Source organism: Desulforhopalus glucosivorans, from assembly GCF_054397165.1.
Genome location: NZ_AP044854.1, coordinates 354,318 through 376,442, shown reverse-complemented (window position 1 = coordinate 376,442; position 22,125 = coordinate 354,318). Strand labels below are relative to the sequence as shown.

Sequence of the window (22,125 nt, the reverse complement as noted above, 5' to 3'; positions counted from 1 at the left end):
TAACTCATATGGACGGCTGTTTATAATCAAGTAACAGTCCCATCCTGCTCTCTTTAAAATCAAGTTCTACGCGAAGAAAGGCATCGACTACCATCGGATCAAACTGTGCTCCTCTCTCTCGTATTATCAGCTCTTTAGCCTCCTCATGGGTATAGGCAGCCTTATATACTCTTGTTGAGGTCAGAGCATCATACACATCTGCTAAGGAGACAACACGGGCAGCAAAAGGTATGTCTTCACCTGCTAAACCATCGGGATATCCGCTACCATTCCAGCGTTCGTGATGGTGACGCGCAATTTCCATTGCAAGGTGAAGAAAGGTCACGCCCTCCCCACCTGCCTCCGCATCCGCCAAAATTTCACTCCCATACTCAGTGTGTCGCTTCATTTCTTCAAACTCCTCATCCGTCAAGCGCCCCGGTTTCAAAAGTATAGCGTCCGGAGTACCGACCTTGCCAATATCGTGAAGGACAGAAGAACGCAGTAAATTCTCGATAAAATCTCCGCTGATAATCTTTTTCAACTCCGGCAGGTTAGCCAGCTCATGTATAAGGATTCCTGTATAAAGCCTGATTCGATTGAGGTGAGCCCCGGTATCATCATCCCGACACTCTGCAAGGCGAGCCAAACCAAAGATTGCAGCCTGTCTTGAACTATCAAGGAGACGCTCTGAGTCAAGAAGGTGCATCTCCATTGCCTTTGGGACCGAAATGTCACGAATAACAAACTGAAAATGTGTCTTATTTTCTATATAGAACCTATTAGCGCTCAGCTCGATATCGAGTATTTGGCTACTGCTGTTCTGCACCTGCAACTGTATACCTTCTATACGATTTTCCTTCTTGAGTTGCTCAATAAGCAGGCTTGCCGTACAACTGTCATCCTCTTCATAGATAAAATCGGCAATGAACCTATCTTCCAACTGCTCTGGACTAAACCCAAGAATGACTACACAGTGTTCATTAATCTTTTTAATTTTCCCCTTTTCATCAGTGAGAACAATTAGATCAGATATTGAATTATAGAGATCCTGATATTTCAGGTCAGTTTCCTCAAGTTCTTCCAGGCGTTTCTGCACCATTTTTTCCAGCCCGCCCGTATAGTTGGTCAGTTCTCCCCGAATAGATTTCAAACTCGTCTTAGCCCGTATAGATCGTAACAGGGTCTGAAAATCATCATAACTCTGGGCCACTGTGATCCCAATGAGAGCGAGAAAAAAGAAGCTGTTATTGAGCATAGAGACCAGATGTTCAGAGTTCATATCACCTGTTCCCAGCAGGACAGTAAATACATAAATCACGTACATCGACAGACCGATAAACAACACCTGGGGAATTTTAAGGGGCAAAACTGAAAGTGTTCCAGCAATCATCAACAGAATCCCAACATAATAGCCGGAGTAGAAGCCCCCTAGATGCACAGTCATAAGAGAAATGGAAAAACCGCCAAGCACCATTGCGCCATAAATCAGGTGGGGGGCATATTTTTTACAGCCAGGCAGTGAGAGGATATTAATAAAGCCTAGTATGGTAACCACATAGACCATTCGAAACATAAAAAACAGACCAAAATGATCCCTGCAACAAACAAAATCAAGAACGGAGAAAATCGAAAAAAAGACAACAGCAAGCCACAAACATACAAGTGTCCGTTGATAGAACAATTCCTTTAAATCAGTTTGAAAGGATGTAAATGTATGGGGATAGGCCGCCTGCATACTTATTCCTTTGTTGCCAGGACAAAAAGATTCACATTTTCATCTTCTGCCAGGATTGTGACATTGTCACCAAAAGGTGTGGGGGCAAAGAGTTCCTTCAAATCTTCCGCATCACGGTAAATCAGTTCCCACTTAAGGATTTTATCTAAAAACAGTGAGTCGGGGTAAGAGGTAAAATTACCAAGAAGCAATGAGCCTCCAGGCTTTAGATGATTATAGCACCGGGTGACCAGAGCACGGAACAATCTGGTATCGAGATAATCACACAGACCGGCAGAGTAAATAATATCCATTTCTCCCATCTGATGGGAAGCTCGCCCCAGAGACCATTTAATAACATTCTCACTCATAAGGCGAATAGAGGCCATATGGGGGAAAATGTTCACATGCTGATTGGTATATTGCAACGCCTCGGCATCAATATCTACACACAGGGCGTCCACAGTATCGGAGTGATCACATTCTGCTATAAAGTCAAAGAGTTCCCGATTGGGGCCACAGGCAAGATTCATAATAGAGGTTCTTTCACCACGTCCATGCAATTCATTGCTGATGCGGGTCAATTGCTCCTTTATTAGCCGTCTTCTCCCATGGATTGCAAGGGATCCAGGGCGCTCAAGGCAGAAGATATCAATAAGTTCTCCCAGGCGCCCTTCCCCTTTTGGAATATTTGCATAGATATGTTCCATCATAAGAAAATCACCTGCATAGCCCTTGGGCTTAAAGTAGGCGCGTTCTGCAAACCTGCTGCGCATCAGGTAGGGATAAAATTCCTTAAAGACATAGCCCCACATAACCTCTTCATAGCCCGTGCCCTTCATGGCCTGCTGAAACTCACCCAGTGAAGAATTAAACTCAACCACAAGATCTATACACTCGCGCTCCAGCTTTTCATCCCGGTTTCCCTGGGCCTCTTTTTGCTGGAGCTGGTGGGACATATCAAACATGCCCGCCTTACATTTTTCCATTTTACTGCTGATAAAATGCCAACCTTTTGAGTGCATCAGTGATGAGGGGATTGGTTTTGAGTCGCTGTAGCGGACAGAGCGCCTGGTGGCAAGTGAGTCTGCATAACTGTTCACCGGCTCCCGTTCACCTGCGATACGTCTAAACTTTCGACATATCTTACGGGTGATAAAAACAAGAAAATCCGTATATAGTTTTAAATCTTCCCGCTGTATGGTTTCGATGGTTTTCTCATCGAATACTCCAACTATGACATCACCATTGGCCCGGATATCCCTTACCCTTGTCTCTCCGTCAAAAAAGCCTATTTCCCCGAAGAATTCTCCCTCACCAATCAGCGCAACCGTAATCCTGGTGTCATTCTGATCGGTGTAGCTCACCTCAACAGTGCCCTTTGCAACATAATAGAAGGCCTTATCCCCCTCTGCAGGCGACATAATTGTCTCACCCGCTGTAAACGAGCAGGGCCTACTGTACAGTGTGGCTTTTTCTAAAAGAACGTCCAGGGGATTTGCTTCTGCAACTGCGCCGCCATCCTGCATAATCATCACCTTTCATACGAACTACGCATAATTTAAGTTTAGGGATATATCATTCTCATCATGTATGCCTATACCCTCACAAAACTGCTAAAACTTCCAGGTAACACCGACATTTACAGCATGTGCCCCACCATCTGTAAAGGTACCATCGATCCCTGGCAGACCAGCGACCGAATCACCTGTTACAGAACGAGTTGTGGTATACTGATACATATATGACAGTCCCAGACTCATACGTTCTGACACGTCGTAAACGAGGCCGGCTGAATACATATAGGCATCAGAATCAGGTAATTCAAAGCCCAGGTTATCCTCTGTCACCGGAGTTTCATCAATGGCAAAACCAAAGGTCACATCAAGGGCTTTGACAACAGACCAGGTAAGGCCAAAACGTATGGCGTCACTGTCATCCCATTTTTTAGTCAGTGGTCTGTCAAAACCATCAAAGGGAGTGCCAAGAAAAGACTGATCATAATTAAAATCAAAATTCTCAACTTTCGACCAGAAGGTCCTGTTCCAGGTCACTTCAAAGGTCAGGTCTTTAATTGTATAGGATGTGGCAAGGCTGAATACTGCAGGAAGGATTATATCCACCGACCCGGAACCATTGTAACCTGCGACCAACATATCCCCCATCATAGCAACGAGGTCAGCATCACCGTCAAGCTCCATTGTAACCTCAGAACGATAAGTTGCTGCAACACGCCAGGCCTCAATGGGCTTATATGTTGCCGCAAGATTGTAGCCCACCTGAAAATCATCCCCTTCAAGTTCTCTTGTAAAACCCGGGACGCCATTTTCCACAGTTCCTTCGCTGTAGATAAATCGTACTCCGCCACCTAAACTAAAACTATCAGTCAACAGGAACGAGAAGGTCGGGTTGGCTTCAATAACATCAAGGGAAAACTCGTTTGCTGAGGCAGCGGGATAAGGATCTTCCCAACGTTTTGCTAAACCATATGGATAGGCAAGGGAGAATCCAAAACGAAAATTTTGCATATCCTCTGAAACCAGATGAATCTGAGGTAGATAGAACATCTCAGACTCTGAGGAACCGTCCATAAGTGGGCTGCGATTATCGCTATACTCAATGGATGGGAGGTACAACATGGTAAGGCTTGTTTCCAGAAACCAGGCATCAGAGAGAAAACTCATATTGGCGGGGTTGTAGTATGATGCCTCGGCTCCGGTTGAATAGGCAACCGTTGCTCCCGCAATACCAACGGCCCTTGTGGATTGGTTTGGAATCTGATAGCCGGCACTATGGGCTAGATTGGTTTGAATCAGAATACATGCAGCGAGCCAAACAAAACAGCTCACCACCTGCCATTTAACCCGGTAAAATCCTGGATAAAAAACAACCATACATCCCCCCCCTGAGATCATGTACTGCCTTACGCAGAAAACCTTCTTAAAAAAATAATAGGTCTCTATACGACGCTTATCCCGATAGATTTTACCCTTACCGGGGTTTGTTTAATTCTCCATTAAGGTGTTACCACTATATTATGCGCTAACGAATTATAATTCACAAGGAGATAGAGCAACAAATTACGCTGTATAAACAAAATGAGTCTATCTTGCCTGGGGGGCATTTTTTTTGTTTTCAATGAATATTTGAATAGTTGAGACACATTGTTACTTAATTCACCTGGGCAAACATGACCCTAACAAAGCAACCAATGTACTCAAAACTCATGCAGGATTATAAAAAGTCCTCGCTGTTATGGTGAGCGGGATAACATCAGTGGCACTCAGGCCAACACCAAACATCACGCCATAAAACTGATACAACAACGAGACCGTATGGACCTGGGACATCAGTTTATAGCCTGAACCAAAGAACAGGCTGCCACAATTGTATGACGGCCTGTTATGTCACGATACTTGCTCACTTATTCTTTTTTGAAAATATCTGCTATGAAGTCCACCATCTCAGGAACCATTTTTTCTCCATAGCCGGAGACCTTTGCAAGGCCTAAGGTGCTCTTAACAGAAGGGGACATCAGGCTTGGCACCCCGAAGTCATCTGCCATTTTAGAGTAGTAGCCCACGTCCTTTCCGGCATTGGCAATGGAAAAAGCCATGTTTTCAGGCTTATTATCAACGGCGCCAATCTTAATAAAATCCATCATGCCTGAACGAAGAGGTCCAGCGGACATAACGTCGTAGAGTGTTGATCGCTTAAGACCTGCAAGATCGGCCATGGCAAAGGCCTCTGACATTGCGCACGCCATGGTCATACCAAAGAAGTTATTAATCAGCTTTAGGGTATGTCCGGCCCCAATGGGCCCCACATGGAACACATTTTCCCCAAGATCTTCAAAAACGGGCTTAAGCCTTTTAAAGTCGGCGTCTGCACCCGCTGCCATAATATTCAACAAGCCGTCAACCGCCTGGGCAGGAGTACGTCCAAGGGGAGCATCCATCATTGAAGCACCTTTTGCTTCACAAGCAAGGGCAAGGGCTCTGGTGCCTCCAGGAATTGAGGTTCCAAAATCAATCACCACACTCCCCTTCTGCAGACCGGCAAGCACTCCGTTCTCACCATTCATTACAGCTTCAACAGCAGCACTGGTATCAACACAGAGCATTATTATTTCGCTATTGCTGGCAACTTCTGCAGCACTCTTTACCTCAACGGCCCCTCTTGCAACAGCCTCCTCGATGGGGGTCCTGTTGCGATGGGCTACTACAGTCACACTATAATCAAGGCTCTGTAAACGCTGTACCATTGCAGCGCCCATGAGCCCTAAGCCGATAAATCCTATTTTTGGTTTTGATTCATTTGCCACGCTATTCTCCTACCAAATTTTGAGTTTTTAAATATGTCACGGGGTCTAAGGATGAGCAATTCTGATTATGTTAACCCGGATAAACGGGAAGCAAAGCCGGGATAAGTGCCCTGTTGGCAACAATCAACTTCACGATTTTAACTACTGTTCCTGAGTTTCCCGGAGTCTACGCTACCTGCTTGAACAGACGTTCAGGAGTAAGGCACTAAAGACACTACCCGCCCTTCCTTGCCCATGGAACTGTAGATGGTACAGATCACTTCAACGGACCGTTTCCCTTCCTCCCCTGATATAAATGGGTCTCTCTTTTCAACAAGGCCTGTAACAAAGTTATTGATAACTCTTGTATGCCCGGTAACATCATTAATTTTGGGATCCGCCGCTCCCCCACACCCGTCATCGGAATACTTAAAACGTCTCAGAATATCCTCATCTTCAGGTTTGGAATCCTTGAATTCCCAACGCACAATGCGGTTATCTTCGATACAAATTGTTCCCTTCTCCCCGGATATTTCAATCTTTCTAGGCAAGCCAGGCTCGCAGGAAGTGGAACCTTCAATGGTACCTACGGCCCCATTAACAAACCGGACCGAGGCGCAGATAGTATCCTCAACCTCAATTCTTTGATGGGTGACTGGCCCCTGAAAAGCTGAGACACTGGCGACATCGCCTGCTAAGTATAAAAGCAGATCAATGGAGTGAATACCCTGATTCATCAAACAGCCGCCGCCATCGAGGGCCCAGGTTCCACGCCAGGGTGCCGAGTCATAATAGGCCTGATTCCTTGACCAGCGCATCTGACAACTGGCCAGAAGTATTTGCCCAAGCCGTCCCCTATCAATCGCCTCTTTGGCAAGAAGAACAGCGGGCTCAAACCTGCCCTGGAAGATTATGCCAAGTTGTACCTTTGCCTCTCTACAGCTATCAATAATTGTCTGGCACCGCTCAGGAGTGACCTCCAGTGGTTTTTCGCAGAGGATATGGGTTCCCTGTGCAGCTGCAGGAAGAGCTATTTCCAGGTGAGCCCCTGATGGAGTTGCTATGGCAATTGCATCGAGAGTATTTTCGCTAAGAAATCTTTTCTCGTCAATATATGGAGTAATTCCATACTTGTTAGCAAACTCCCGGGTTTTCAAAATATCACGGCCAAGAACAGATACAAGCTCTGCACCCTGAGATTGCTGAATTGCCCTGCAGTGGGAATGCCCTATACTTCCAGGACCTACTATACCGAAACGAATAGTTCTCTTTTGCATCCTTTCTCCCCCTTAGAACTATTAGAGACAGCTCAGCGCAGCTCCGACATTGGGACCCCATCCATATCATCAAAGGTTTGGTTTTCTCCTGCCATTCCCCAGATAAATGTGTAATTCGATGTACCTGTACCTGAGTGAATAGACCAGGATGGGGAAAGAACAACTTCTTGCTGGCGCACTATGAGATGTCGCGTCTGGGCAGGTTCCCCCATAAAGTGAAAGACAACATTCTCATCTTGCAAGTCAAAGTAGCAATACGCCTCCATCCTCCGCTCGTGAGTGTGGGTTGGCATGGTATTCCAGACACTACCAATCTCAAGGGCAGTCATACCCATAACCAGTTGACAACTCTGTATACCTTCAGGGTGGATGAATTTACGAATTGTACGTCTATTACTGGTCCCGGCATCTCCTAAGGTTACAGCGGCAGCATCTTCATAGCGTGCAACAGTTGTTGGATAATTACGATGGGCTGGCGTCGAATTGAAATAAAACTTAGCAGGATTGCTTGGATCATCACTTGTGAAGCGTACATTCTCCACACCTCTACCGATATAGATGCCATCCCGTGGTGCGATTGCATGCGCATCGCCATCAGTGGTGACCACCCCCGCACCACCAATGTTAATCACCCCCAGCTCCCGTCGCTGGAGAAAAAATGCTGCTCCAATGGTCTTGGGATCAACCTCTAAAGCGATCTCGCCTACTGGAACCGCAGCCCCCATTATCAATCTGTCATTGTGGCTGTACACTAGACGCAGACTATCCTCCACGAACAGATCCTGCAGTAAAAATGCGTCACGAAGTTCTTCTGTGTCCATTGCAGCTGCGTGGTCAGGATGTACCGCATATCTCATTTCCATCTGATTCCTTCTCCCTATTTCTAACAATTTTTACCAAAGCCATCAACGTGCGGGTTCACCTGTTTTTGTCTTTGACTATTACCTCAACCTCACGTAAGGTTGGGCTGTCGCAACACAAGCCCATCGCTAAGATGCTGTTCTACCTGACCTAACGAATTTAGCGCTAAAGTGTAACCTATCACAACAAAGACCAGCCATGGATCGACTCTTCATATCTCTTATTCTTATAGTTGCCGGTGTATGTTGCGGATATATCTTCCAACAACTCGTCAATCGAGACATCATTCAACTAACCTTTGGCCTGCCCTCACTTCAAAAAAAAATCCAACAGATAATATTTGTTGCACTCAACCCCCTTGCCATTGTTGGTGCTACCTGGGTTGCCAAGCTTGATGATCTGGAACTCATTATTCTTCCATTTCTCTGCCTCACCGCACTTGGCCTGGGCGGCATACTGGCCTATGCACTCAGCCGGGTGTTTTCAATGGACAACAGACAGACTGGCGCATATATCGGCTCTGGAACTTTCACAAATATCGGAGCCCTTGGCGCTCTATTCTGTTATATGTTCCTGGGTGAAGCGGGTTTTGCCCTTGTCCCCATCTATAAACTCTTTGAGGAATTCACCTACTTCGCCTACGTCTTTCCTTTAGTGAAATCATTTTCACCTTCTGTCACCCAGGATAAAACAAGTTTTCTAAAACGACTCCAACTGGTCTTCAGAGATATATTTGTGATAATGACCCTTACCTCCATAGGTCTCGGCTTACTGCTTAACCTCACCGAGGTAACACGACCTATGTACTATGCCTCTCTAAACTCGGTCCTGATTCCGGTAATTGTCTTTATGCTTCTCTTTTCCATCGGTCTAGGCATGCGTTTTTCCAGCATTATGACCAACATTCGACCAGCCCTTGCAATTTCAGCTGTAAAGGCTCTGCTGATCCCTGCGACCATAGCAGCCATCGGAATAGCATTTGGTCTTCACACAATCAATGAGGGAATACCGTTTAAGGTTGTCCTCATACTGTCAGCAATGCCTGTGGGGTTATTATCCGTCGTACCACCAACCTTGTACGATCTTGACTCTGACCTGGCAAACTCCTGCTGGCTTGTATCCAGTAGTTTTCTGATCATCGAGATTCCACTGCTTCTCTATATTATTTCTCATCTTCCGTTCTGATCATTATCAGCAAGGCTTGTCTTACAGGACACAAAACAGACAATAGGTGAGGACTCATACGGCGTATTCCAGAGTGTGCTGTATACGTCGCAGAATACCTTTAGCCCCTATGATTTTAATAACTCCACGGCACTCACAACACGCTGTTCAATCTCCTGCCAGCGCCCTTCAACCATGTGATTCTCCGGACTCAGCCAGGTACCTCCACAGCACAGTATATTCTCATGCCCAAGGTACTGCAGCAGGTTATCCTGACTAATTCCACCCGTTGGCATAAAGGTGGTATCCTGATAAATCGCCTTAAAGAGCGATATCATCTTCAAACCTCCTGAAAGTTCAGCCGGAAAAAATTTCAGCGACTGGAGGCCTTCTTCTCTGGCCATCTGAACTTCAGAAGGCGTGCATACGCCCGGATAATATGGAATTCCGCTTTCCCTGCAGTAACGGGCCATCTTTTTGGTAAACCCTGGACTGACAATTCCCTTAGCCCCTGCCCCTACAGCGGTATCTACCTGCTCTGGGCTCAGCACCGTGCCAGCCAGAAGTAGAACTTGCGGATATTGTCTACTTATTTCTGATATCGCCTCAGCTGCACATTCCGTGCGAAACGTTATTTCTGCCACAGGAAGGCCGCAACGAACAAGTATCTCGGCAAGTTGTAGCCCAGCATCAACCGAAGGTAGTGCCACGACTGGAACCAATCGATGCTCTTGCAGTTGAGACTCAAGTTTTTGTATTTTGTCTGATGCCATAGCTCCACCTTCCTCATTTTTTATCTGTCAACAATCACCAAGTTGTGGCCAGTGTAATGAATGTCAACCATGAAAGTCAACAATTTTAAACCGGTTTAATATAAATTGACTAAGATTGGTATTAGTGGTAGCAATAGTTATTCTGTATACAAGCAGATATGACTTCAAACTCAATTTTAACCGACCAGCCAACATGCAAAAGAAACGTAACATCACACTAAACGACATAGCCAAGGCTGTCGGGGTGTCAAAGGCCACAGTCTCGCTAGCCATTAACAATGACCCGAGGGTTGCCAGGGAAACCAGGCGTAATATCCAGAAGATGGCTGATGACTTAGGGTATGTTTACAATCGGGGTGCCGCAGGTTTAAGCACGGGAAAGTCTAATACTGTTGGCCTTGCCGTCCACGACATCACCAATCCATTCTTTACTGAAGTGTGCGCCGAAGCTGAATCCAGACTTACCCAAAACGGCAAACTCGCCTTTCTCTGCAACACCAATGAATCACTTGAGCAGCAGGGTCGGTTTATCGGGGCACTTATTGAACACCGAGCCGATGGTCTCATCCTCAGTCCAGCAGATAAAACAGACATTGAATCCCTTAAACCGGTCTTCGCCAACAAACTCCCAACGGTACTTATCGCTCGCTTTGTCGAAGGATCAAAACTGGATTTTGTCGGTAATGACGGTGTGTTAGCATTTAAAATGGCAACAGAGCACCTCATAAAACTAGGCCACACCCGTATAGCAATGGCAGGTGGTGGTCAACAGACCAGTGTTTCCATAAACAGAAAAGCCGGCTTTATTGAGACAATGAAAGAACACGGCCTCGAAGTCGACCCCGCACATTTTGTAAAATGCCCTACGACACCCAAGGGTGGAGAAGAAGCTGTTGAACACATTCTCAGCTTAAAAAACCCTCCCACTGCTGTACTTAGCTTCACCGACCTTGTGGGTCTTGGCATCCTTTCCGGGCTGCACCGAAGAAGCCTGACCCCTGGCAAGGATCTTGCTGTTGTGAGCTGTGACGACATTGAAGAGGCGGACCGAGGATATGCCCAACTTACTACAATTAAAATACAAAAAGGTGAAATCGGAAGACTGGCAGCTGAACTCCTTATCCGAAGAATAAACACACCAGATGCCCCACAACGTCACATTCACCTCAAGTCAGAGCTAGTTGTCAGAAAATCCTGTGGGGCCATTTTTCAAAATACAACACCATAACGTTCACATAAGATGACCGTCAATAGGGGCGCTGACGAAAAAATTAAACCGGTTTAATTTCATCTTGACATCAGAAAATATGCGGTATACATTTAAACCAATATTAGATCAACGGTACCAGAGGCAATCAAACCACCACCATCGGATTTTCTTATGAAGGAAAATAGTATTCAAAAGGTAACAACCCGCCTGTTCAGGGTCCCCTTAGATGAGGTTCTCACTGACGCTAAACACGGAGGCCACACCCACTTTGAACTCATTACCGTGACGGTACAACTTGAAAGTGGTTTAACGGGCACCGGTTACACCTACACAGGAGGCCGGGGCGGAAACGCCATAGTAGCCCTTATCGAGCACGACCTGGCACCCTTTATCACCGGTAAAGATGGCTCTGAGATCGAATCCATCAACGAAGAGATGGATTGGCATTTACACTATGTCGGCCGGGGCGGGATTTTATCCTTTGCAATATCAGCCATCGATATTGCCCTCTGGGACATTCGTTGTAAGGCGGCAGGAAAACCGCTTCATAAGCTTGTAGGAGGAGCAGCAAGTACAACCAAAGCATACTGCGGTGGTATAGATCTTAATTTTCCTTTAGACAAACTGCTTGGCAACATACAAAGTTATTTAAATCAAGGCTTTAACGGCATTAAAATTAAAATCGGCCAACCCACCCTAAAAGAGGATATAGAGCGCATTGCTGCAGTTCGAAACCTTATTGGTCCAGATATCACCTTTATGGTGGATGCAAACTATTCAATGGGTGTCGATGAGGCTATTACCGCAGCCCGTGCCTTTGCCCCCTACAATATCTTCTGGTTTGAAGAACCCACGATTCCTGATAACTACCGCGGTTACGCCCAGATTGCGGACGCGACTGGAATTCCTCTTGCCATGGGAGAAAACCTGCACACAACACACGAATTTGGCTACGCCTTTGATCAGGCCAAGCTGTCCTACATTCAACCGGATGCCTCAAATTGCGGTGGAATCACCGGCTGGCTCAAGGTTGCTGAACTCTCCCGCAAACACGGCCTTGAAGTGTGCAGCCATGGCATGCAAGAGCTACACGTCAGTCTGCTTGCAGGCCAGACAAATGCAGGGTGGCTCGAAGTTCACAGCTTTCCCATTGACCGCTACACAAAACGACCACTGGTGGTGAAAGACCACCGAGCGGTAGCCCCGGACAGTCCTGGAACCGGCGTCTCTTTTGACTGGGATAAGCTGCAACCATATGTAACCCACAACCCTTTAATAAATACATAATTATGAAAGCCATTCAAATATCAGGAGTCAAAAAGGTAGAAATTATCGACCAGCCAGCCCCAACTATTACCAGCAGTGATGATGTAATAGTTAAGGTTAAGGCCATCGGCATCTGTGGAACCGACGTACACACCTATCTTGATGAACACCCCTTTGTTAAGGCACCTGTTGTGGTAGGCCATGAGGCAAGTGGAGAGGTTATAGCCTGTGGTGACGCTGTGACTAAGGTGCAGGTTGGAGACTGGGTAGCAATAGATCCTGTTTTAGGTTGCGGAATCTGCCGTCCTTGCACAACAGGCAGGGCCAATGCCTGTGCCAAGGTGAGTTGTCGAGGAGTTCATGTGGAAGGAGCCATGCAGGAACAGTTTAAGATACGTGAACGTGATGTCCATAAGCTGCCTGAAAATGTCACCGACCTTGCCCATGGTGCTGTGGTAGAACCCTTTGCCATCGGTGCCCAGGCCTGCTGGCGCGGTCAGGTCAGCAAAGGCGATATCATGGTGATTTTTGGAGCTGGCCCCATCGGACTTTCGGTCATGCTCAATGGCCACTGCCTTGGCGCTCAATCAATTATCATCGACAAAAAAGAAGACAGACTTGAGCACGCCATGGAGCTTGGAGCACTTGCTGCATTTTCTGCCGACGACCCGCAACTCTTTGATAAAATCATGGCTCTGACAGATGAAGAGGGTCCCCATGTGGCCTGCGACGCAGTCGGTCATCCAGCAATCCTTAGACAATGTGTTGATCTATTGGCTCCAGCTGGAACCCTCATTTTACTCGGCATGGATGGTAGACCTAACGACATAACAGAACTCGAAATATTTCGTAAGGAGATGACTGTGGTTGGAAGCCGAATGAATTCAAACATGTTCCCGCTGGTACTCGAACGGGTGGCAGAAGGTAAGCTGAACCTTGCCGACATGTTCTCCCACTGCTTTGCAGCTGAAAATGCCGACGAAGCCTTTGCCATGGCGGTCACGCAACCAGCTGGATTTTTAAAATCTGTAATTACCCTATAATAAAGCAAAAACGATGAGTGAAAAGACACTACAACTCGCCTGTATCGGCGAGTGCATGATTGAACTGCAGGAAACAGGGCCTGGACAGACCAAGCAGACATTTGGCGGGGACACCCTGAATACTGCCATCTACAGCGCCCGCCTCGCAGATACCCTGCCCCTCAAGGTGGATTACGTAACAGCTGTTGGAACAGATACGTTCAGTGCTCGTATGATCGATTTCTGGGAGCTAGAGGGTGTGGGAAGTGACCTTGTACTGCGTCAGGAAGGAGAACTCCCTGGTCTCTACTATATTGAACTCGATGATAAGGGAGAACGGATCTTTCACTACTGGAGGAGCGTTGCCGCTGCCAAGAAATGCTTTGAATATCAGGGTAGCCCTACAATTCTGAAACAGCTTGGAGACTATGACGGCATTTACCTCAGCGGTATCAGTCTTGCTATCTTCACCGAAACCAGTAGAGCCGCCCTCATATGCCGTTTGCAAGAACTTGCCAACAGCGGAATACCTATCTATTTCGACTGTAACTACAGACCACATCTCTGGCCTAACCGGCAAAAAATCAAAGACGTTTATTCAGAAATCTATCCCCTCTGCGAAACTGTTTTTCTTACAACAGAGGAAGCCGAAGACTTGTTTGGCACCCAGGATATCGATGCAGTCCATAAGGAACTTAAAAAACGTGGTGTCAAGGAGTCTGTAATCAAAAACGGAGACAAGCCCTGCTCTATACACAGAGGCGACGAGACGCTAACTGTCCCCGCCCAGAATGGGGTTCAAATCGTAGACACTACAGCAGCTGGCGATTCCTTTAGTGCGGTGTATCTCGTCTCCAGATGTTTTGGTTGTCCCCCAGAACAAGCGGCCAAAATGGCACACAAGGCTGCAGCCTATGTTGTGCAACATAAGGGAGCCATCGCACCAAAGAATTTGATGCCGATATCCGGCAAAGACATCGCAGATTGCAGCAAATAGCATACAGGCAATACAGCAGTAGTAAAATATACAAAACTTTAGGAGTGAAACAACATGCAGGATGTACTGGTTGACGAAAAAGAACTGCGAACACTCGTCTCAAAAAAACTCGTAGATGCAGGACTTAACGGTTCAGATGCCGATATTGTGGCGGACGTACTGGTTCACGCAGATCTCAGAGGAGTTCGCTCCCATGGAATAATACGAACAGAACACTATGTCCAGCGATTAAAAGCAGGTAGCCTCAATAAGAATCCTACCTTTAATTTTAAACAACTCCGCCCCGGTGCTGGTCTACTGGACGCTGATGATGGAATGGGTCACTCCGCCTGTCTTGAGGCCATGGATCATGCCTGTGAACTTGCGAAGGCAAGTGGTATTGCCATGGTTGGAGTAGAAAATGGCAGCCACTGCGGGGCACTATCTTATTTTATTATGAGGGCGTTAGAGCGGGGAATGATCGGAATGGCGGTTACTCATACAGATAAATGTGTAGCACCCTATGGTGGTTCAAAACCATTTTTTGGCACCAACCCAATAGCTTTTGGTTTTCCGACCCAAAAACATGATCCAGTTATCCTTGATATGGCCACCAGCAACACGGCCTTTGGTAAAATTCTCCACGCGAAAGAGCAGAACAGCAAAATCCCTGACGATTGGGCTATTGACGGAGAAGGAAAACCTACAACAGATCCACATAAGGTTGAAGCATTATTACCATTTGGGGGTCCTAAGGGCTATGGGATCGCCCTCATGATTGATGTCTTGACGGGTGTTCTTCTTGGCGCCCAGTATGGACCCCATATTACTGCAATGTACGGGGACTATGATAAGCCTCGTAAACTTGCCAGCACCATGATCGCTATCGACCCTACTACCTTTAGAACCTTAGAAGAGTTTAGTGCACAGATGGATGCCATGATCGATGATCTTCATGCCCAGCAACCAGGTCCAGGTCATGAAAAAGTAATGGTTCCCGGTGAAAGAGAATGGAATTTTGAGAGAGAACACCGAGCAAACGGGGTACCTGTCCTACCGCCCCTGTACGAATATCTAAAGAGTTAATTCGACGGTCATCCACAGCCGACTGTCACTTATAAACAGCATTTTATAGCTGGGGGAATATACTGCTACATGCTGTTAAACAACCATCATTGTTGAAGAGGAGAATACCATGAATTTGAGTTGGAAAAAAACTACCGCCCTTGCGGGATCCGCTCTGATAGCTATGTCCTTGGCCGTAGCCACTAACGCATTTGCCAAAAAAGAATTACGATTTGCCCATGTGTATGAAATTAATACTCCGTATCATGAAGCCGCTGTTAAGGCTGCTGAAGAAGTAGAAAAGAAAACTGATGGTAGATACTCCATCAAGGTTTTCCCTGCAAGTTCTCTTGGAAAAGAGCAGGCAATCAATGAAGGTATATCCTTAGGCACGATTGATATTATTTACACCGGATGTGGTTTTGCCTCCAGGTCCTACGGTCCAATAGGTATTTCCGATTATCCATTTACCCTTCGTGGCTATCCGCACTGGAAGGCATATACCGAAAGTGATCTCTTCGCAGAACTCTCAGAAGGATATAAAAAAGCAACAGGTGGCGCGACTATTACGGCACTCACCTACTACGGCGCCCGTCAGGTGACTGCAAATAAGCCAGTACTTAAGCCTGAAGATATGAAGGGGCTCAAAATCCGCGTACCTAATGCACCTTCTTACCTGATGTTCCCTAAAGTAGTTGGCGCAAACCCTACTCCAATGGCATTTTCTGAGGTGTATCTTGCTCTGCAGCAAAAAGTTGTTGATGCCCAGGAGAACCCACTACCAACAATTAAGTTTAAAAAGTTCTATGAGGTTCAGTCCGATATCAGCCTCACCGCTCACCTGACCAATTCTCTTATTATCGTTGTCTCCGGGTCCACTCTCAAGAAGATGGATCCAGCAGACCAGAAGATACTAAAAGATGCACTCAGCTCCGCATCTGATTGGGCTTCAAAGGAAATCGTTCAAGCTGAGATAGACCTCGTTTCCTGGTTCAGAGACCAGGGTGTGAAAGTTCACGAAGTTGACCGTCAGCCGTTCATGGACATGGTAAAACCTGCCCTGCTCTCTAAGGATATGCCATGGGACCCAGAAATATATGAGCGTCTCCAGGCAATTCCTGATGCTGAGATATAACTGGAAGAAGCAGTAATTGCACTATCCATCCCGGAGGGTTCTCACAACCTCCGGGAACAATTTTAACGAGTGAATGAAATCATGAACGACCACACTCAGGAACAGAGCGCGCTTGAAGACATCTCCGATGTAAAATGGATTGACGCTCCTGTATTTATTATATTCTGGACCCTGCTCACCATCGTCTTCATGCAGTTTTTTTCAAGATACATCCTTAACAGTTCCCTGTCTTGGACTGAAGAAATAGCACGATATCTTCTCATCATGCTTGGCTTTGTCGGCTCAGTTACCTGTGTTCGCAAAAGATCCCATATATTTCTGGAATTCTTCTACAGATTTATTCCCGCAACTGCGGTGAAATGGCTGGTTATAACGGTATCTTTCATCAACACCGCCTTTTTCACCTATGCCGGTTTTGTCGGCATCCAACTGGCACAACGCACCCACCATCAGGCGATGACTTCCATCGATCTGCCAAAGGGAATAATTTACTGGACAGTGGCAGCCAGCTGCTTTGCCATGGCACTCGTCGCATCTTGGGAATTTTTCACACTTTTCAAGAAAAGAGGGGAAGACGTGGCCAAGGAAATTGAAGATACAGTTACAGGTTCAGATTAACCCCAAAAACGGGACAGTTGCCTTGGAGATAACGTTGTGTGAACAATCTCACTCAACTAAATCACTTGTTTTTAAATGCTTTTCCGTAGTAAGGCACTAAAGGAATAACAGACATATGGAACTTACAATACTTCTCAGCGTAGTCTTTGTACTGCTGGTCATTGGTACACCGGTCACTGTCGCCCTTGGCGTTGGCTCACTGATTTTCATCCTGCTTGAAGGCACACCAAGTGTTGTCGTACTCCACCAGATGATCAGCGGCATTGATAGTTTTCCGCTGATCGCTGTACCATTTTTCATTCTGGCCGGACACCTTATGAATTCGGCGGGAATCACCACCAAGATTTTTGACTTTGCCAAGTCCCTTGTGGGCTGGCTCCATGGCGGTTTGGGACACGTAAATATCGGTGCAAGTATTATATTTGCCGGGATGTCTGGAGCAGCGGTGGCTGATGCGGGAGGCCTTGGCGCCATTGAAATCAAGGCAATGCGGGACGCCGGATATGATGATGATTTTTCTGTTGGTATCACAGCCGCTTCGTCCACCATTGGCCCAATCATCCCACCTTCTCTACCCCTTGTAATATATGGGGTCATGGCAGGATGTTCTATTGGAGAACTGTTTGCAGCAGGTCTCATCCCTGGCCTACTCATGGGAGTATCCCTCATGATAATGGTCACCCTCTATGCTAAAAAACGAAAGTATCCAAGAGATGCAGCCTTTAGTATCGCTCGTCTGTGGGATACCTTTAAAAAAGCTTTTTTACCACTGCAGACACCTACAATTATCATTGGAGGAATTCTCTCAGGGATTTTCACTCCCACAGAATCTGCCATCGCAGCGGTTGTTTATGCCCTTTTTCTTGGTCTTTTTGTCTACAAGACACTTACCTGGAGACACATTATCCGCGTCTCCATGGACACTATTGAAACCTCTGCCGCCATCCTTATGATCGTTGCCAGTGCAACAATATTTGCCTGGATCCTTATTGACCAGCAGGTTGCAGAGATTCTAGCCAACGCACTCCTCGGATTTTCCCAGAATAAAACTGTCATCCTCATTATCATGATGGCGGTCATTCTGCTTATTGGCTGTTTTATGGAGACTATTGCAGCCATCACAATCCTCGTTCCGGTACTTCTACCAATTGCCCAACAGGTTGGAATCGATCCTGTTCATTTAGGACTTATCGTCATACTGAACCTAATGCTGGGGCTTCTAACCCCTCCGGTGGGGATGGTGTTATATGTTCTCTCAAAAGTTTCCGGAGTGAAATTTGAGAAATGTGTAACCGCGACTGCGCCCTTTATTGTTCCACTACTTGTTGTATTATTACTCATCACTTTTGTACCCGAGATAGCAATGTGGTTACCAAACGTTGCTTATCGTGGGGGGTGATCGAAACGATTTCACGCATCTACCCTGCCCTTAGAATGCCGATTCTTTGGGCAGGGCCAGCTAAGGAAACTCCATGAGTATCATCACAAAAGTTGAAGTTCAGTCCTTTTCCTTTCCACTACACGACATGTCACTGGGGGCACACTCTGCAACCGGAGTTGGCAATATCATCCATAAGCCAGGTGCGACCGCAACAGCTGAACGTTTTAGCGTTGCAATTACCTGCGATGACGGTTGTGTCGGTGAATATGTCACCCACTGGGGAGGCACACCGTCCACCTTTGGTCAGATCAAAATGCTGGCCCCGCATCTACTGGGAAGAGACCCTGAACAGCGCCAACTCATCTTTGATGATCTGAAACGGGAGATCAGGGCATATGATCACATGGGCCACGGGCCCCTTGATATTGCACTATGGGATCTTGCGGGTAAAAAGTACAACACTTCGGTCACAAAACTGCTTGGTGGGTTTAGAGCAACTCTGCCCGCCTATGCCAGTACCTACCACGGCCAGGAAGAAAGTGGCGGCCTCGACAGTCCAGAGGCCTTTGCTGACTATGCGCTGGCCTGTAAAGAACAAGGCTTCACCGGCTTTAAAATCCATGGCTGGCATAATGGTGATGCAAAACGCGAGGCCCGGGCTATCCTTATGGTTCGAGAGCGGGTGGGAGATGATATGTACCTCATGGTGGACCCTGCCTGCCAACTGCGAACCTACATGGACGCACTCTACGTTGGCAGAGCCTGCGATGAAGCAAACTATTTTTGGTATGAAGATCCGTATCGGGACAATGGTATCTCAATCACTGGACAAAAACGTTTGCGAGAGCAACTGAAAACTCCCATCGTGGGTGGTGAATACCTGCGAGGCCTTGAGATTAAGGCTGATTTTCTCCTGGCTGGTGGCTGTGATATGATCCATGCGGACCCGGAGTATGATATGGGAATCACAGGTGCCATGAAACTCGCCCATTTTTCTGAATCCCTAGGTCTGGATATACAGATACATGCCTGTGGCCCAGCCCACAGAGCTGTGATCTCAGCACTTCGAAATACACATTTTTACGAAATGGCCCTTATCGGTCCAAAAATGATGAACAGTGTTCCTCCCGTCTACCTCTGCGGATATTCTGATCAAGCAGAAGATATTACAGCGAACGGGACTGTTCCGGTCCCACAGGGTCCCGGACTTGGCGTTATGTATGATTGGAATTACATAGAGAGAAACAGCACAGCAATAGAAACATATAAATAAACTGTCTAATACTACGCAGGAGCTTTAAATATGAGTTATTTGGATGAAATGTTTGGCCTTAACGGCAAGGTTGCAGTTGTTTCAGGTGGAGCCGGTGCCATTGGTACTGTCATGTCTGAGGCACTTCTTAAAGCTGGAGCCAAGGTGATGGTCTGGTCCAGGTCCCAGGAATCAATAGACCTTGCCCTGGAGCGCTTATCCAAGGTGCAGGACAGCAAGGGTCGCTTGTCCGGTTTGCAGGTTGATGCAGGAAGTGAAGATGAGGTACAAAAAGGACTTGAAAAGACAGCGGAATCTCTTGGAGTTCCTGACATACTCATAAACGGCGTCGGCGGCAATATCGGCAAGGCGCCACTCATTGAACAGGACATGGAAATTTTTGAGAAAGTACTCCATATGAATCTTGTGGCAGGCCTAATGATCCCCACCAAAATCTTCGGCAAGTACTGGATTGAGAATAAGATCAAGGGCTCTATCATCAACCTCACCTCCATGGCCTCATACAACCCTCTTTCTGGAGTATGGGCCTATGACGCTGCAAAATCGGCAACCTTAAATCTTACCATGGGCACCGCAAATGAACTGGCCAAACACGGTATCAGGGTCAACGCCATTGCTCCGGGATTCTTCATCGGCAAACAGAACAAGGCCCTTCTCATTGATCAGGAGACCGGTGAATACACCGAGCGGGGAAAATCAGTTATTGACCATACTCCCTACGGCAGATTTGGTGATGTTATGGAGCTTGCGGGAGCCACTGTCTTCCTGGCAAGCGATATGGCCGCGGGCTTTGTCACAGGGGTTTCGATTCCAGTTGATGGCGGATATTTAATTCATAATATCTAACCCGTTAAACGAGAACCAGGCCAAGATTCTTTGCAGTACTCGCTTAACGGATATACGTTACTACTAAGTCACTATAGGATACCAGCCATGACCAGTTCAATACCTGAGGGTATCATCCCTCCCCTGCTCACGCCCCTAACTGAAGATCAACATGTGGACGTTGCTGCCCTGAGACAACTCATTAAAAAACAACTTGATGCAAATATTCCCGCTCTTTTTATCTGTGGCAGTGCTGGCCTTGGCTCTGTATTGACGCTGCAGGACTATGAGACGGTGATAACTACAGCGCAGGATGTGGTACCAAAGGAGTATCCACTTCTTTGCGGGGTACTGGAATCCTCAACGGTCCGATCGTTGGAGCGAATCAAAATCATTGAAAGCCTTGGTATCACAGCCTTTGTCACCGTGACCCCATACTATATGCGGGCCACGGCAAAAGATGATTTACTTCGACATTTTGGCACTCTCCATGACAGCACCGATATGGAAATGGTCGTGTACAACATGCCAGGACTAACTGGCGTTGTGATAGAACCAGAGGTCGTTTTTGAAATGGCGAAAAGAGGTTGGACAAAGACCATAAAGGATAGTTCGGGAGATAATGACTATATCGCAGAACTATGCAAGGGAGGAGCTGAACATGGCCTGAAAGTGTATCAGGGACTTGCCCCTGACTTTGGTTGGCTTCATACCCTTGGGGCGTCTGGCTGTGTTCCGGTGCCCGCCAACTGCCAGCCTGAGCTCTTTATGTCTGCCTGGAGTAAGCGAGGTGACAAGGAAGAGTTACAAACAATTCAACCTCAGATCGACAAGGTCTGGGAACAACTTGTTGTGGGAACAGATTATATTTCCGGATCTGTTAGAATGCTCAAGGACGAAGGAATTGGTAACGGCACCATGATGCTCCCCCTTCCCCCGGTATAAAAAAAACGACATATCTATCACATTGCACCTGTGTAGAGTGATAGATATGTCACTTGATCTATATTGCAAACTTATGCTTCATTGGCCTTTTCGGGAAGCTGAATGTTGAGTTCCAAGACCTCACAATCCCCTTCTTTATCCATCTGCATCTTTACTGCACCATCTTCAACCTTAATATATTTCCTAATAACCAGAAGTATTTCTTCCTTCATCTTAGGCAGATAATCAGGGCCGTTTCGAGACATACGCTCCGAGGCGACGATTATCTGTAAGCGGTCCTTGGCGGTGTTGGCAGAGGTTTTCCCCTTGCTGCGGAAATAGTCTAAAAAACGCAT

20 protein-coding genes are annotated in these 22,125 nt (G+C 46.7%); 12 read left to right on the top strand and 8 right to left on the bottom strand.

Translation table 11 applies throughout. From position 1 onward, the window contains the following. Nucleotides 1-4: 4 nt before the first annotated feature. The 6 genes from ACX6CI_RS01645 to kduI all read right to left on the bottom strand — a co-directional run bounded on the left by ACX6CI_RS01645 (nucleotide 5) and on the right by kduI (nucleotide 8,139). Nucleotides 5-1,717: an HD-GYP domain-containing protein gene (locus ACX6CI_RS01645; RefSeq protein ID WP_458776441.1), complete on the bottom strand. Its 1,713-nt coding sequence runs from the start codon at nucleotides 1,715-1,717 to the stop codon at nucleotides 5-7. Nucleotides 1,718-1,719: 2 nt separating this feature from the next. Next, nucleotides 1,720-3,231, bottom strand: coding sequence for a cyclic nucleotide-binding domain-containing protein (locus ACX6CI_RS01640; protein WP_458776440.1), 1,512 nt, complete (start codon nucleotides 3,229-3,231; stop codon nucleotides 1,720-1,722). An 81-nt stretch (nucleotides 3,232-3,312) separates the two neighbouring features. After that, entirely contained in the window at nucleotides 3,313-4,590 is a 1,278-nt protein-coding gene (locus ACX6CI_RS01635) for an OmpP1/FadL family transporter (protein ID WP_458776439.1), read from the bottom strand. 530 nt (nucleotides 4,591-5,120) lie between these two features. Then, nucleotides 5,121-6,020 carry an NAD(P)-dependent oxidoreductase gene (locus ACX6CI_RS01630; protein ID WP_458776438.1) on the bottom strand — a complete coding sequence of 300 codons (900 nt, stop codon included), beginning with the start codon at nucleotides 6,018-6,020 and terminating at the stop codon, nucleotides 5,121-5,123. A gap of 191 nt (nucleotides 6,021-6,211) precedes the next feature. Next, nucleotides 6,212-7,276, bottom strand: coding sequence for a Gfo/Idh/MocA family protein (locus tag ACX6CI_RS01625; RefSeq protein WP_458776437.1), 1,065 nt, complete (start codon nucleotides 7,274-7,276; stop codon nucleotides 6,212-6,214). Nucleotides 7,277-7,308: 32 nt separating this feature from the next. Then, the gene (kduI, locus tag ACX6CI_RS01620; RefSeq protein WP_458776436.1) at nucleotides 7,309-8,139 is read right to left on the bottom strand and encodes a 5-dehydro-4-deoxy-D-glucuronate isomerase; all 831 of its coding nucleotides are present in this window, start codon (nucleotides 8,137-8,139) and stop codon (nucleotides 7,309-7,311) included. A 196-nt stretch (nucleotides 8,140-8,335) separates the two neighbouring features. Here kduI and ACX6CI_RS01615 point away from each other — a divergent pair, with 196 nt between their 5' ends. Continuing rightward, nucleotides 8,336-9,322 carry an AEC family transporter gene (locus tag ACX6CI_RS01615; RefSeq protein WP_458776435.1) on the top strand — a complete coding sequence of 329 codons (987 nt, stop codon included), beginning with the start codon at nucleotides 8,336-8,338 and terminating at the stop codon, nucleotides 9,320-9,322. A gap of 107 nt (nucleotides 9,323-9,429) precedes the next feature. Here ACX6CI_RS01615 and eda read toward each other — a convergent pair whose 3' ends face one another. Beyond that, entirely contained in the window at nucleotides 9,430-10,074 is a 645-nt protein-coding gene (gene eda / locus ACX6CI_RS01610) for a bifunctional 4-hydroxy-2-oxoglutarate aldolase/2-dehydro-3-deoxy-phosphogluconate aldolase (RefSeq protein WP_458776434.1), read from the bottom strand. Nucleotides 10,075-10,267: 193 nt separating this feature from the next. Here eda and ACX6CI_RS01605 point away from each other — a divergent pair, with 193 nt between their 5' ends. From ACX6CI_RS01605 to ACX6CI_RS01555, 11 genes are all read left to right on the top strand, one after another. Then, nucleotides 10,268-11,302, top strand: a complete 1,035-nt coding sequence (locus tag ACX6CI_RS01605) for a LacI family DNA-binding transcriptional regulator (protein WP_458776433.1) — start codon at nucleotides 10,268-10,270, stop codon at nucleotides 11,300-11,302. 153 nt (nucleotides 11,303-11,455) lie between these two features. After that, nucleotides 11,456-12,571 carry a mandelate racemase/muconate lactonizing enzyme family protein gene (locus ACX6CI_RS01600; RefSeq protein WP_458776432.1) on the top strand — a complete coding sequence of 372 codons (1,116 nt, stop codon included), beginning with the start codon at nucleotides 11,456-11,458 and terminating at the stop codon, nucleotides 12,569-12,571. Nucleotides 12,572-12,573: 2 nt separating this feature from the next. Continuing rightward, a complete protein-coding gene (locus ACX6CI_RS01595; protein WP_458776431.1) occupies nucleotides 12,574-13,593 on the top strand; it encodes an alcohol dehydrogenase catalytic domain-containing protein in 1,020 nt (339 codons plus the stop codon). A gap of 13 nt (nucleotides 13,594-13,606) precedes the next feature. Further along, nucleotides 13,607-14,569 carry a sugar kinase gene (locus tag ACX6CI_RS01590; RefSeq protein ID WP_458776430.1) on the top strand — a complete coding sequence of 321 codons (963 nt, stop codon included), beginning with the start codon at nucleotides 13,607-13,609 and terminating at the stop codon, nucleotides 14,567-14,569. A gap of 54 nt (nucleotides 14,570-14,623) precedes the next feature. Further along, the gene (gene allD, locus ACX6CI_RS01585; RefSeq protein WP_458776429.1) at nucleotides 14,624-15,634 is read left to right on the top strand and encodes an ureidoglycolate dehydrogenase; all 1,011 of its coding nucleotides are present in this window, start codon (nucleotides 14,624-14,626) and stop codon (nucleotides 15,632-15,634) included. 109 nt (nucleotides 15,635-15,743) lie between these two features. Next, nucleotides 15,744-16,748, top strand: a complete 1,005-nt coding sequence (locus ACX6CI_RS01580) for a sialic acid TRAP transporter substrate-binding protein SiaP (RefSeq protein WP_458776428.1) — start codon at nucleotides 15,744-15,746, stop codon at nucleotides 16,746-16,748. Between the two features lie 81 nt (nucleotides 16,749-16,829). Then, entirely contained in the window at nucleotides 16,830-17,366 is a 537-nt protein-coding gene (locus ACX6CI_RS01575) for a TRAP transporter small permease (protein WP_458776427.1), read from the top strand. Nucleotides 17,367-17,481: 115 nt separating this feature from the next. Beyond that, nucleotides 17,482-18,765, top strand: coding sequence for a TRAP transporter large permease (locus ACX6CI_RS01570; protein WP_458776426.1), 1,284 nt, complete (start codon nucleotides 17,482-17,484; stop codon nucleotides 18,763-18,765). 73 nt (nucleotides 18,766-18,838) lie between these two features. Further along, nucleotides 18,839-20,020, top strand: coding sequence for an enolase C-terminal domain-like protein (locus ACX6CI_RS01565; RefSeq protein WP_458776425.1), 1,182 nt, complete (start codon nucleotides 18,839-18,841; stop codon nucleotides 20,018-20,020). 30 nt (nucleotides 20,021-20,050) lie between these two features. Then, nucleotides 20,051-20,866 carry an SDR family oxidoreductase gene (locus ACX6CI_RS01560; protein ID WP_458776424.1) on the top strand — a complete coding sequence of 272 codons (816 nt, stop codon included), beginning with the start codon at nucleotides 20,051-20,053 and terminating at the stop codon, nucleotides 20,864-20,866. Nucleotides 20,867-20,953: 87 nt separating this feature from the next. Beyond that, on the top strand, nucleotides 20,954-21,790 hold the full coding sequence (locus ACX6CI_RS01555) for a dihydrodipicolinate synthase family protein (RefSeq protein ID WP_458776423.1): 837 nt from the start codon (nucleotides 20,954-20,956) through the stop codon (nucleotides 21,788-21,790). A 71-nt stretch (nucleotides 21,791-21,861) separates the two neighbouring features. On the opposite strand, the gene minE is transcribed toward ACX6CI_RS01555, so the two are convergent. After that, a complete protein-coding gene (gene minE / locus ACX6CI_RS01550) occupies nucleotides 21,862-22,125 on the bottom strand; it encodes a cell division topological specificity factor MinE (RefSeq protein WP_458776422.1) in 264 nt (87 codons plus the stop codon).